General features: G+C 46.6%; 10 protein-coding genes and 4 pseudogenes. All 14 read left to right on the top strand.

Annotated elements, in window-relative coordinates:
* Window positions 1-13: 13 nt before the first annotated feature.
* Entirely contained in the window at window positions 14-571 is a 558-nt protein-coding gene (frr, locus tag ACYF68_RS09710) for a ribosome recycling factor (protein ID WP_344701394.1), read from the top strand.
* Between the two features lie 132 nt (window positions 572-703).
* Window positions 704-1,453 (top strand): isoprenyl transferase, encoded by a 750-nt coding sequence (locus tag ACYF68_RS09705; RefSeq protein WP_461046605.1) that lies wholly within the window; start codon window positions 704-706, stop codon window positions 1,451-1,453.
* A 1-nt stretch (window position 1,454) separates the two neighbouring features.
* Window positions 1,455-2,241, top strand: a pseudogene (locus ACYF68_RS09700) (phosphatidate cytidylyltransferase).
* Window positions 2,242-2,262: 21 nt separating this feature from the next.
* Entirely contained in the window at window positions 2,263-3,387 is a 1,125-nt protein-coding gene (locus ACYF68_RS09695) for a 1-deoxy-D-xylulose-5-phosphate reductoisomerase (RefSeq protein WP_344701400.1), read from the top strand.
* A 4-nt stretch (window positions 3,388-3,391) separates the two neighbouring features.
* Window positions 3,392-3,898, top strand: coding sequence for a site-2 protease family protein (locus ACYF68_RS09690; RefSeq protein WP_461046603.1), 507 nt, complete (start codon window positions 3,392-3,394; stop codon window positions 3,896-3,898).
* Window positions 3,898-4,674, top strand: coding sequence for an RIP metalloprotease RseP (gene rseP / locus ACYF68_RS09685; RefSeq protein ID WP_461046601.1), 777 nt, complete (start codon window positions 3,898-3,900; stop codon window positions 4,672-4,674). The genes ACYF68_RS09690 and rseP overlap by 1 nt, the downstream gene beginning before the upstream one ends.
* Window positions 4,675-4,685: 11 nt before the next feature.
* Window positions 4,686-6,373, top strand: a pseudogene (locus ACYF68_RS09680) (proline--tRNA ligase).
* 52 nt (window positions 6,374-6,425) lie between these two features.
* Window positions 6,426-6,572, top strand: a complete 147-nt coding sequence (locus ACYF68_RS09675; protein ID WP_461046600.1) for a hypothetical protein — start codon at window positions 6,426-6,428, stop codon at window positions 6,570-6,572.
* Window positions 6,573-6,604: 32 nt separating this feature from the next.
* Window positions 6,605-10,704 (top strand): annotated as a pseudogene (locus tag ACYF68_RS09670) (PolC-type DNA polymerase III); the annotation flags it as partial.
* Window positions 10,705-10,823: 119 nt separating this feature from the next.
* On the top strand, window positions 10,824-11,105 hold the full coding sequence (locus ACYF68_RS09665) for a hypothetical protein (protein WP_461046598.1): 282 nt from the start codon (window positions 10,824-10,826) through the stop codon (window positions 11,103-11,105).
* Window positions 11,102-11,290: a hypothetical protein gene (locus ACYF68_RS09660; protein ID WP_461046596.1), complete on the top strand. Its 189-nt coding sequence runs from the start codon at window positions 11,102-11,104 to the stop codon at window positions 11,288-11,290. The genes ACYF68_RS09665 and ACYF68_RS09660 overlap by 4 nt, the downstream gene beginning before the upstream one ends.
* Before the next feature lie 16 nt (window positions 11,291-11,306).
* Window positions 11,307-12,358 (top strand): annotated as a pseudogene (gene nusA / locus ACYF68_RS09655) (transcription termination factor NusA).
* 16 nt (window positions 12,359-12,374) lie between these two features.
* The gene (gene rnpM / locus ACYF68_RS09650) at window positions 12,375-12,659 is read left to right on the top strand and encodes an RNase P modulator RnpM (protein ID WP_380570903.1); all 285 of its coding nucleotides are present in this window, start codon (window positions 12,375-12,377) and stop codon (window positions 12,657-12,659) included.
* Window positions 12,656-12,964: a L7Ae/L30e/S12e/Gadd45 family ribosomal protein gene (locus ACYF68_RS09645; protein WP_380570902.1), complete on the top strand. Its 309-nt coding sequence runs from the start codon at window positions 12,656-12,658 to the stop codon at window positions 12,962-12,964. The genes rnpM and ACYF68_RS09645 overlap by 4 nt, the downstream gene beginning before the upstream one ends.
* Window positions 12,965-12,968 lie beyond the last annotated feature (4 nt).

Below are 12,968 nucleotides of genomic sequence, written 5' to 3'. Positions count from 1 at the left end.
GAGAGAAAAACAAATGAGTGAATCAGTTCTTAAGGACGCTAAACAAAAGATGAGTAAATCATTGGATAACCTGAACAGGGAACTCGCCACCATCCGTACAGGCCGTGCGAGCTCGAACATGCTCGATCGTGTAATGGTGAATTACTATGGTGCTCCGACTCCAGTGAATCAGCTTGCAGGAATCGCTGTGCCGGAAGCAAGGATGCTTACTGTCACGCCTTATGACAAAAGCTCTGTAGACGATGTTCTGAAAGCGATACAGCAGGCAGACTTGGGTGTAAATCCGACAAGTGATGGTACAATGATCCGCATCACGGTGCCTCAACTTACGGAAGAGCGCCGTAAAGAATTCGTCAAAGATGCACGCAAGGAAGGCGAGAATGCTAAAGTTGCAATCCGGAATGTCAGACGCGAAGCAAATGACGAATTGAAGCGCCTTGAAAAAGATGGTGAACTGACTGAGGATGACCTCAGAAGCTATAGTGATGATGTGCAGCAACTTACAGATAAGCACATTAATGAAATTGATGCCATTTGTGACGAAAAAGAAAAGGATATTATGTCAGTCTAAACCAAATGATATTTTAAGGCAGGAGTTTCCTGCCTATTTTTTTTATGCCTCCGATTTATGGTAGAATAAATTGATTGAGGACTCTTTATTATAAATGTATACTAATAATTATAATGCTTCAGGAGGATTGTTATGTTTCGTAGGAAGAAGCAAGAAATAAAGACAGAAAAGGGGCTGCCTGAACATATTGCCATCATCATGGATGGAAACGGCAGATATGCCAAACGGAAAAACAAACCAAGAGTGAGCGGCCACTACGAAGGCATGCAGAACGTCAAACGTATAACACGTCATGCTTCCGATTTGGGTATAAAGTATCTCACCCTATATGCTTTTTCCACAGAAAACTGGTCCCGGCCAAGCAGTGAGGTCAATTACCTGATGAAGCTGCCAGGTGATTTTCTCGGTACTTTCCTTCCTGAATTAGATGAGAAGAACGTTAGGGTGACGACAATCGGACGTCTTGAATCCCTGCCGGAGCATACGCAGAAAGCCGTTCAGCATGCTGTTGAAAAGACACGTGGCAATACAGGGCTGAACTTGGTTTTTGCGCTGAACTACGGCGGGCGCGACGAGCTCCTTGAAGCCTTCAAGTACATAGGCGCCAAAATAGAAAAAGGGCTGGTGTCACCTCAGGATATCACTGCAGATATGGTAGATGACCATCTGATGACCACTGACATACCCGATCCGGAGATGCTGATTCGTACAAGTGGCGAATATCGGCTGAGCAACTTTTTATTATGGCAGTCATCATACAGCGAATTATTTTTTACAGAAACACTTTGGCCAGAATATTCAGTTGGTGAACTAGATCAGATGATTTCACAATATTGTAGACGTGAGAGACGATTTGGGGGACTTGGCCAAGAGGAGGAGTAACATGAAGACAAGAACCATCACCGCAATCATCGCGTTGCTTATATTCGTGCCAATCGTCGTATGGGGGGCCTGGCCACTTCTGATTGCCGTTTTTCTACTTGCCTATACAGCACTTTATGAAATTTTGAAAATGAACCGCATCCACATATTTTCCATACCTGGAATCTTGTCCATGGTGGCATTATTCATCATCATGATGCCCCAGGAATCCTATATGCCACACATATCAGTTTTTCAGGTTGATCTGATCATCGTGATGGCGTTGTTGATGTTGAGTTTCACCGTCATCAGCAAAAATAGATTTTCGTTTGTGGACATGGGTTTTTGCGTGCTCGCTGTAGCTTATGTCGGCATCGGATTCATGTACTTCTATGAGACACGGGAAGCAGGCCTCATCTACATACTCTATGCACTGCTCATTGTTGGGTGATGGATACTGGTGCATACTTATTCGGCAGAGCATTCGGCAGGCGTAAATTATGGCCGCAGATCAGTCCCAATAAGACGATAGAAGGGTTTTTGGGGGGATATTCTGCAGTGTCCTGCTCGGTCTATTGTTTTACTTCATGGGATGGATCGAAGGCGTACAAATTCTGCTCTTCCTATTGCTGACGATGATACTCAGTATGTTCGGCCAACTTGGAGATCTGGTTGAATCGGCCCTTAAGAGGCATTTTGACGTTAAAGACTCAGGTAGACTGCTTCCGGGACACGGTGGCGTCCTTGATCGCTTCGACAGCTTTATTTTTGTACTGCCCCTTATGAACATACTGCCTCTTATAACTTAAGATAGAACTGGGTGAAATTAAATGAAGACTATTTCAATATTAGGCGCTACAGGTTCAATAGGCACTCAAGCTTTGGACGTCATCGCCCAAAACCGCGAGCAATTCAAAATCGGCAGCATTTCTGTAGGCAGTAACATAAAAAAACTTGAAGAAATACTCGAGCAGTTTGAACCAAAGCTTGTGAGCGTCAAAGATGATTCCGACAGGCTGGTACTGGCACAGAAATATCCACATATAGAGTTCACTTCAGGGGCTCGGGGCCTCATTGAAGTTGTTTCGGATGATTCTGATATGGTTCTGACTGCAATCATGGGAAGCATCGGTCTGGAACCGACATTGCATGCGATAGAGCAGGGTAAAGACATTGCCTTGGCAAACAAGGAAACGCTTGTTGCAGCCGGCGAAATCGTCATGTCGAAAGCGAAAGCCAAAGGTGTGGCGATTATCCCTGTCGATTCTGAGCACTCAGCAGTTTTCCAGTGTCTGCGTGGTGAAAACCTACGTGAAGTGAAGAAGATCATCCTCACTGCAAGTGGCGGTTCATTCCGGGATCTGTCCCGAAGCGAATTGTCGGATGTCTCGCTTGAAGATGCACTGAATCATCCCAACTGGTCCATGGGCCAGAAAATCACCATCGATTCAGCGACGATGATGAATAAAGGGCTTGAAGTGATAGAGGCTAAATGGCTTTTTGATGTCGACATCAATCAGATTTCTACAATTCTCCATAAGGAGAGTACCATACACTCTATGGTTGAATTTATCGATAACAGCATCATGGCGCAAATAGGCACACCCGATATGCGGACAGCCATCCAATTCGCATTCAGTCATCCTCGAAGGATGCCGATGAACAACCCGATGGATTTTTCAGCCCTCAGCCAACTGAATTTCAAACCAATGGATCTGGACCGTTTCCGGATGCTTGCCTATGCGTATGAAGCAATGGAAGCTGGCGGCACGATGCCGGCAGTAATGAATGCTGCAAATGAATATGCTGTCGGACGCTTTTTGGATGGTGAAATTTCATTCACCGGAATAGAGGAAATCGTCAAATCCCGCATGGATGGCCATGCGGTCGTCGAAAATCCCGACCTGGAAACGATCCTGTACTATGATAAATTGTATAAAACAGATATGAGGTGATTGTATGACCGGCATTTTAGCTTTTATAGTAGTTTTTGGTGTGCTGGTTACAGTTCACGAACTTGGGCACCTCATTTTCGCCAAACGGGCAGGCATCATGTGTCCGGAGTTCGCCATAGGCATGGGACCTAAAATATTTTCCCACAAGTACAATGACACACTTTATACGGTGCGCCTTCTGCCGATCGGTGGATATGTCAGAATGGCCTCCGATGAGATGGAAATCAATCCACTCAACGCCGGTATGCGTGTCCAATTAAAGACTGATGAAGTAGACCGCATCAGCCATATAATACTTGATGATAAGCATAACTTCACGCAAGTCGAGGAAGTAGAAGTCATCCAGTCGGACATCACCAAAGAAATGTTCATCAAAGCTATACGCCTACATGACGGGAAGAGGTCACCTATACATTTTCAGATGAAGCATATTTTGTTCAGAATTCCGAACTGGAGCGCATTGCCCCGAGAGCTGCGAGGTTTGAGTCCAAATCGGTGGGGCATCGCCTGATGACTTTGGCGGCGGGACCTTTGATGAACTTCGTATTGGCTTTTGCGTTGTTCACAGTGCTGTTCTACATCAATGGCAAGCCAGTGGAGGAGGCTGTTGTAGGCTTTGTAGCAGAAGATACACCGGCTGAAGAAGCGGGCCTGAAATCAGGTGATCATCTAAAAACGATCAACGGTCAGGAAGTGGACAGTTGGGAGCACATGTCGACCATCATCCAGCAAGAAGGCGAAACCGAACTCGACATAACGGTTGTGAATGATGGGGAATCACGTACTGTTGAAATGACACCGATAGTTGAAAAGACGGAACTTCCAGACGGTGAAACCAATGAAAGGCTGGTCATCGGAATAGGGGCCGAGATGGAGCGCGGCGTGATATCTCCAATATTATGGGGCGCCGAGCAGACATACGAAATGGGGACGCTCATATTCACGCTTGTAGTGCAGATGTTCATCAGCATTGCTGACGGGACCTTCTCCTTCGATATGTTGAACGGACCGGTCGGTATATATAAAGTGACTGAAGATGTAGCAGCCCAGGGCCTGATGACGCTTATGCGCTTTACTGCGATATTGAGTGTCAACCTGGGCATAATGAACCTGCTGCCGATACCCGCATTGGATGGGGGTCGGATATTATTCGTACTATACGAAGGGATATTCAAAAAACCTCTGAACAGGAGAGTTGAACTGAACATTCAGCTGATTGGTGTACTATTCTTGTTGATCGTAATGGTATTAGTAACTTGGAATGACATAAAAACATTTTTCCTTTAGGAGTGAACTGAATGAGACAATCTAGAATGTTTATACCAACAATGCGTGAAACCCCGCAAGATGCAGATAGCCTGAGCCATCGCCTGATGCTCAAGGCTGGCATGATCAAACAGATGGCCAGCGGTGTATACACATATCTGCCTATAACGAAACTGGTCTTGAACAATATCGAGCAGATCGTCAGAGAAGAGATGAACGCCATCGAAGGCGTAGAGATACACATGCCTGTACTGCATCCGAAGGAGCTTTGGCAGGAATCAGGCCGATGGGAAGCATACGGCAGTGAACTTATGCGGCTCGAAGACCGCCATGGTCGTGAATTTGCCCTTGGGCCTACGCACGAAGAGATTGTAACCGCTCTGTTGCGTGATGAACTCAAAAGCTATAAAAAACTGCCTCTTACAGTCTTTCAGATCCAGACGAAATTCAGGGATGAACTGCGTCCAAGATACGGCCTGTTGCGCGGACGTGAATTCATTATGAAGGACGCCTATTCATTCCATAGTAATGAGGATTCCCTGGACGAGAAATATCAGGACATGTATATGGCCTATTCCAAGATCTTTTCCCGGGTAGGACTTAATTACCGTGCTGTAGAGGCAGACTCAGGTGCGATAGGGGGCAGCCATACCCATGAATTCATGGCGCTCGCAGACATCGGGGAGGACACGATTGCCTATACTGAGGAAAGCAACTATGCAGCCAATATAGAAAAAGCAGGATGTCCGATACCAGAGGCGAAACCAGTGGAAAGTACTAAGGAAATCGAAAAGGTAGCGACGCCTGACGTCAAGACATGCAGCGCTTTAGCTGATTTCCTTGATATCAAGCTTGAGGAGACCACCAAAACAATGATCATGAAGGTCGATGAGCGGTACGTCATGATACTGCTCAGGGGAGATCACGAGTTGAATGATGTCAAAGTCAAGACTCATTTTGCCACAGATGATATACGCTTTGCGACGGACGAAGAAATTAGGAGCCTGATGCAGGCCGACCCGGCAGTCTGGGTCCTGTGGACGCAGGGATTGAAGTCTACCTTGACCATCAGGTGAAAAACATGCAGGATTACCCGACTGGTGCAAATGAGAGTGGATACCATTTCCTCAACGTCAACCATAAGCGCGACTTCGAGATTGGTGGTTATGGTGATTTCCGCTTCATCGTCGAAGGGGAAATGGCTCAGGACGGCAGTGGACCAGTGAAGTTCATGAAAGGCATAGAAGTGGGCCAAGTATTCAAATTGGGCACAAAATATTCTGAAGCGATGAACTTGAATGTGTTGGATGAGAATGGACGCAGTACACCTGTGCTCATGGGATGTTATGGCGTGGGGATCTCCAGGACCTTGTCGGCGATTGTTGAGAGCCACCATGATGAGCGCGGCATCATCTGGCCTAAGTCGGTGACGCCGTTCGATGTGCACATTGTCACTCCAAACCCTAAAGACAAAGAGGCTGAAGCGGTTGCAGAAGAATTGTATGCAACACTTGGTGCTGACTACCGGGTGCTGTACGATGACCGTAAGGAACGTGCCGGCGTCAAGTTTGCAGATTCCGACCTGATCGGTCTGCCGTTTAGGGTAGTAGTGGGACGCGATGCGAAAGAAGGCGTTGTAGAAATCAAACCGAGAAGCAGTGATGCATCCATCAATCTGCCGGTGGGCGAACTGAAACAGTATCTTGAAGATAATTATTAACAGGGGAGCGCGTAAATCATCGATTTACGCGCTCTTTACAGGAGTGTTGTAAGTGAAGGGAAAAGATCAGTTTAATATTCTGCTGAAGCAGGCAGGAATCAGTGGAAATGATAATTATTTAGCTACAGGAACCCTAAAGAAAGTAGTGTCAAATGATGCTGAGAGAGTCTGGAGTTCCATGTCCATTTTGAAGAAATGATACCTGTCGCGCTCAGGAACATGATGGAAAAAAGCATAGAAACAGCTTTTTCCAATATAGCACGCACCCAATTGATCATCACGGCAGATCATTATACAGACAAAGATATAATCGACTATCTTGAATATGCCCTTGATTCCATCGGGATCAACCAAAACATCAAGTTCCAGCTGCTTAATTGTGACAAACAACTCAGCGACGGTACATTGATTTTTTCTGTCCAAAATGACATTGAAGTGGCTCACTTCAATAAAAATATAAATGGTAATCTGAAGAACGCCTATGTTGCCTGCGGCATGCCGATAGAAGGAATCGAATTCCGTAAGGATGCAGAACTCGATTCGAATCGGCGGACACAGCTTGAAGAACGCCTCAGGGAAGAGAAGACTGAATTGGTGCAGGGATTCATAGAGCAACAGAAGCATTTTGAAACGGATATGAAAAAGAAGCAGGAAGCGACCATCAAGCAGATCGGCAAAGCAATCACCATGAAAGACATCAGGCCGCTTGAAACAGTTGTCGAAGAAGAATTCAATGTAAAAGTTGAAGGGGTCATCTTCGATAAAGAAGTGCGAGAGCTCCGTACAGGCCGTAAATCCTCCAATTGAAGCTGACTGATTATACGGACTCCATCGCTGCCAAAATGTTTTCGAGGCATGGCAAGGAGGATGAAGCAGTTTTCGAAGCATTGGATAAAAATGATTGGGTGCTCATTGAAGGCAATGTCGAATACGATGAGTTCTCCAAAGATATGGTGCTAATGATCCGTAGTTTGAATGTCTTCAACAAGCCAAGAAAAAAGACAACAGTGATGACAAAAGGGTGGAACTCCATCTCCATTCTGAAATGAGCCAGATGGATGGATTGAGGAATATCGGAGAATACGTAAAACGGGCAAAAGATTATGGGCATACAGCGATTGCTGTTACTGACCACAATAATGTCCAGGCTTTCCCAGACGCATATTACGCCGCAAAAGCCAACGGATTGAAGATGATCTATGGGATGGAAGGCTTGCTCGTCGACGACGGGGCAGCGATTGCGTATAAACCGCAGGATATAGTACTCGATCAACATGAATATGTCGTATTCGATGTTGAGACGACCGGCCTGTCTTCCAAGTACGATAGCATCATCGAACTTGCAGGGGTAAAAGTCAAAAATGGCGAAATCATAGACCGTTTCGAAAGATTCAGCAACCCCAACGAACCGCTCACTGAGACTATCAAGGAAATCACAGGCATTACTGATGATATGCTGCAGGATGCGCCACCAATTTCAGAAGTGATCACCGATTTCAGGGAATGGGTCGGAGATGCGATATTCGTCGCCCATAACGCGAGCTTCGATATGGGCTTTATAGAGGCTGCATACAGTAAAGAGGGGCTTGCCCCATATACGAATGGTGTCATCGATACACTTGAACTATCCCGTTCCATAAACAAGGACTTCAAAAAGCACGGCCTGAATATACTCGCCAAACGCTATAATGTCGAACTGACACAACACCACCGCGCAATATATGATGCCGAAGCGACCGCCTATATATTCATTAAGATGTTATCGCAACTTAAAAAGGCAGGTATAGAGAACCACAACCACATCAATGAAAAGTTGGCCGATCAGGATTCCTACAAACGTGCGATGCCGACCCATGTAACAATCCTTGTAAAAAACCAGGAAGGTCTCAAAAACCTGTTCAAGATAGTATCGCAGTCCTTGACAGATAACTTCTACAAGACGCCGCGCATCAGGAAACAGTTATTGGATAAATATCGGAGCGGGCTGCTCATTGGTAGTGCATGTGATTCAGGTGAAGTGTTCACTGCCATGATGCAGAAGTCATACGAGGCGGCAAAGAAGGCAGCGCGTTTCTATGATTATCTCGAGATATTTCCAAAAGCACTCTACAGCAGGCTGTTGGAGCGTGAAATCGTCCGCAGTGAGGCGACCTTGGAAGAAATCATCGAAAACATCATCAGATTGGGTAATGAGCTTGATAAACCTGTAGTAGCCACCGGCAACACCCATTACTTGGATGAGTCGGATAAGTTGTGCCGCGATATCCTGGTGAAGAGCAACCCTGGAAATCCGTTATCGAGAGGTAACTTGCCCGACGCGCATTTCAGGACTACAGACGAAATGCTGGACGCATTCTCATTCCTTGAAGAGGCGGTGAAGCGGGAGGTCGTCATTGACGCACCAAACCGGATTGCCGATAGTATAGAAGAAGTGGTGCCCATCAAAGATAAGCTCTACACCCCGAATATAGAAGGGGCCAACGATCAAATCCGGGAACTCAGCTACAGCAATGCCCGTGCCCTATACGGTGAGGAATTACCGGAGATCGTTACAGATCGCCTTGAGAAAGAACTGGACAGCATCATCGGAAATGGTTTTGCCGTCATCTACCTCATCAGCAGAAACTCGTCAAAAAGTCACTTGAAGACGGTTATTGGTCGGTTCACGCGGTTCAGTCGGTTCCAGTTTTGTCGCCACGATGACGGAAATCACTGAAGTGAACCCACTGCCACCGCACTATGTCTGCCCTAAATGCCGGACGAGTGAATTCTTTATGGATGGCAGTGTAAGCTCTGGCTATGACCTGCCTGATAAATCTTGTGACACCTGCAATTCTCCACTTATAAAAGAGGGGCAGGATATTCCATTTGAAACTTTCCTTGGTTTCAAGGGGGACAAGGTTCCGGATATCGACTTGAACTTCAGCGGGGATTATCAGCCTGTAGCCCACAACTATACAAAGGAACTATTTGGCGAAGACAAAGTGTTCAGGGCGGGGACCATCGGTACAGTTGCGGAGAAGACGGCGTTCGGTTATGTCAAAGGCTATATGAACGATAACGGCCTCCATCGTAGAGGGGCTGAAATCGATCGGCTCGTATTGGGATGCAGCGGTGTGAAGCGGACGACCGGACAGCATCCGGGCGGCATCATCGTCGTTCCGGATTACATGGATATATATGATTTTACGCCAATACAGTATCCGGCTGACGATGTGGAATCGGAATGGAAGACCACGCACTTCGACTTCCATTCGATCCACGACAACCTTCTAAAGCTGGATATTCTGGGTCATGATGATCCGACTATGATACGCATGCTTCAGGACCTATCCGGCATCGATCCGAAGACGGTGCCCGTCGACGATGAAGAAACGATGTCACTATTCAATTCACCGGATGCGCTCGGTGTTTCTGAAGAAGATATCCTCTGCCGCACAGGTACGCTTGGTGTACCTGAATTCGGTACTGGTTTCGTACGCCAGATGCTTGAGGATACAAGACCTTCGACATTCAGTGAACTCGTCCAGATATCCGGGCTATCCCACGGTACAGACGTGTGGCTCGGCAATGCGCAAGAGCTGATCAGAAACGGGACATGTGACTTGAAAAACGTCATCGGGTGCCGTGATGACATCATGGTCTATCTGATGTATCAGGGGCTTGAGCCTTCGCTCGCCTTCAATATCATGGAAAAGGTGCGTAAAGGTAAAGGCCTGACCGAGGAGCATGAAACAGCGATGAAAGAACAGGGCGTGCCCGAGTGGTACATCAGCTCCTGCAAGAAGATCAAATACATGTTCCCTAAAGCACACGCCTCCGCCTATGTTCTGATGGCGGTCAGGATCGCCTACTTTAAAGTGCACCATCCCCTTTATTATTATGCGAGCTACTTTACAGTCCGTGCTTCGGACTTCGATTTGCTGACGATGGTCAAGGATGGTACAACAATCAGGCATAACGTCAAGGAAATGAATCAGAGGTTCCAGGAGCTCAGCAAAAAGGAAAAAGATACACTGGTGGTCCTTGAAATCACCAACGAGATGGTGCAGCGTGGCTACAAGATAAAACCGGTAAGCGTCGAGAAGTCGGACAGCTTTGAGTTCAAGATCGAAGACAACGCACTGATTCCGCCATTCATAGCTGTTCCAGGACTTGGTGCCGGAGTAGCAAAACGCATTGTGGAAGCGCGCGAGGACGAACCGTTCATCTCGAAAGAAGATTTGAATAAACGGGCTGGTGTGTCTCAGAAAGTAGTCGATTACCTGACTGAATTGGGTAGTCTCGACCATCTGCCGGACAAGGCACAGCTGTCGATTTTTGATATGTAGACTCAAGTTGCAGGCTAAAATACACTGTGGTATAATAACTATGATATTAAATACCACGTTACGCGGAGAAGAACGGGCTAGCCCGTTCTTCTCTTAGTTTTGAAGGAGGGGAATGGGCAGTGAATCGCACTGAAAAGAATGTCTTGGAGCATGCTCGACCAGTGGTTGTGGAGATGGGGTACAAACTCATTGAAGTGGAGTATGTCAAAGAAGGGAAGGACTACTTTCTGAGACTCTACCTTGATAAGAAAGGCGGCATCACCCTTGAGGATTGCGCCCAGGTGAGTGAAGTATTGAGCGAAAAACTTGATGAATGGGAAATCATCCAAGGGGATATTTCCTTGATGTCTCGTCACCAGGTGCAGAGCGCCCGATCGAGGATGACGAAGATCTGGAAATGACGCTGGAGCAGGGCATCTATGTAAAGACCTACCAGCAGATTGACGGAGAGAAGGAATGGACTGGAATATTGAAGGCTTATGATCCGACTTCCGTAACGATAGAATATAAAGTTAAAACACGTAAGAAAACAGTGACGATAGACCGAAGCAAGATCGCAACAATTCGAAAAGCGGTAATATTATGATTGGAGGCGCTTATTAGTGAACCAGGAGTTATTGAATGCGATAGACTACCTCGAGAAGGAAAAAAGCATTCCAAGGGAAGTGCTTGTAGAAACCATCGAGGCAGCGCTTTTGACAGCATATAAAAAGAATTACTCCCAGCATAAGAATGTTAAAGTCGACCTGAATATGGATAACGGTACATATATAGTGGTATCCAGAAAAGATGTTGTGGAGGAGGTTGAAGATCCGACTGCGGAAATCGACCTTGAAACAGCCCGCACCGTTAATCCGGCATATGAAGTCGGCGATCCGTATGATGAGGACGTCACGCCAAAGGATTTCAATAGGGTAGGCGCCCAAGCCGCCAAGCAGGCGGTCATGCAGCGCCTGCGGGATGCTGAGCGCGGGATCCTTTATAATGAATTCATCGATAAGGAAGATGAAGTCTTAACAGGTCTGATCGACCGTGTGGACCATCGTTTCGTCCACATCCAGTTGGGCAGGACCGATGCAGTTTTAAGCGAGTCCGAAAGGATGCCGAATGAGTCCTATCGTCCAAACGACAGAATTAAAGTCTATGTGAATAAAGTCGAACAGACTACCAAAGGACCACAAATCTTCGTTTCACGGACCCATCCGAACCTCCTGAAACGGCTGTTTGAGAAGAAGTGCCAGAAATTTACGACGGTACAGTCGAGATTACCAGTGTCGCCAGGGAAGCTGGCGAACGTTCCAAAATAAGCGTTTATGCGAAGAATCCGGATGTCGATGCTGTAGGTTCGTGTGTAGGCGCCCGGGGAGCACGTGTCGAAGCAATCGTCAATGAACTTTCAGGCGAAAAGATCGACATCGTCCTATGGGATGAAGACCCGAAAGTATTTGTCAAAAATGCGCTCAGCCCTTCGCAGGTGATCGATGTAGTGGTCGACGAAGAGAATCAATCGACGATGGTCATCGTACCGGATAATCAACTTTCCCTGGCGATAGGCAAGCGTGGACAGAACGCACGTCTTGCAGCTAAACTGACAGGATGGAAAATTGATATCAAAAGTGAATCAGATGCCAGTGAAGAGGGCATCCTAGAATAGATGATGGGTGATTGTTATGAAAAGGAAAATACCTCTTAGAAAATGTATCCTGACCAATGAAATGCATCCAAAAAAAGAGTTATTACGGATTGTTTCGACCAAAGAAGGCGAAGTATTCGTCGATCCGAGCGGCAAGAAGAACGGCCGTGGCAGCTATGTAGTGAAAAACCTTGAAGCTGTCGAAAAAGCCAGGGAAAAAGAAGTGCTGGAAAACAGGCTTGGCTTTGACAAGGAAACGCTTGCCCCAATCTATGATGAAATCATCCGGCTCATCTACAGGGAGGACATCCCTAAACGATGACGGACAAGCTATTGAATATGCTGGGTTTGGCAAAGCGTGCCGGAAAACTGACGGCGGGTGAGGAAAAGACGCTGGAGAACATCCGTTCAAAAAAAGCTGCAGTGGTCTTTCTGGCTGCTGATGCCGGCGCAAACACAAGGAAAAAGATCCACGATAAGTGCAGGACATATGATATACCGCTGATCGATCATTACACCAATGAGTCCTTGAGCAACGCAACAGGTGCAGCCAACAGAGTTGTACTTTCAGTGACAGATCCAGGCTTCGGCAGAAAGATGTTGGAGCTTAAAGAGAAAGGAAAGTGATTCA

It is taken from the genome of Salinicoccus sp. CNSTN-B1, from assembly GCF_054792835.1.
This window is presented reverse-complemented; position numbering and strand designations above follow the sequence as displayed.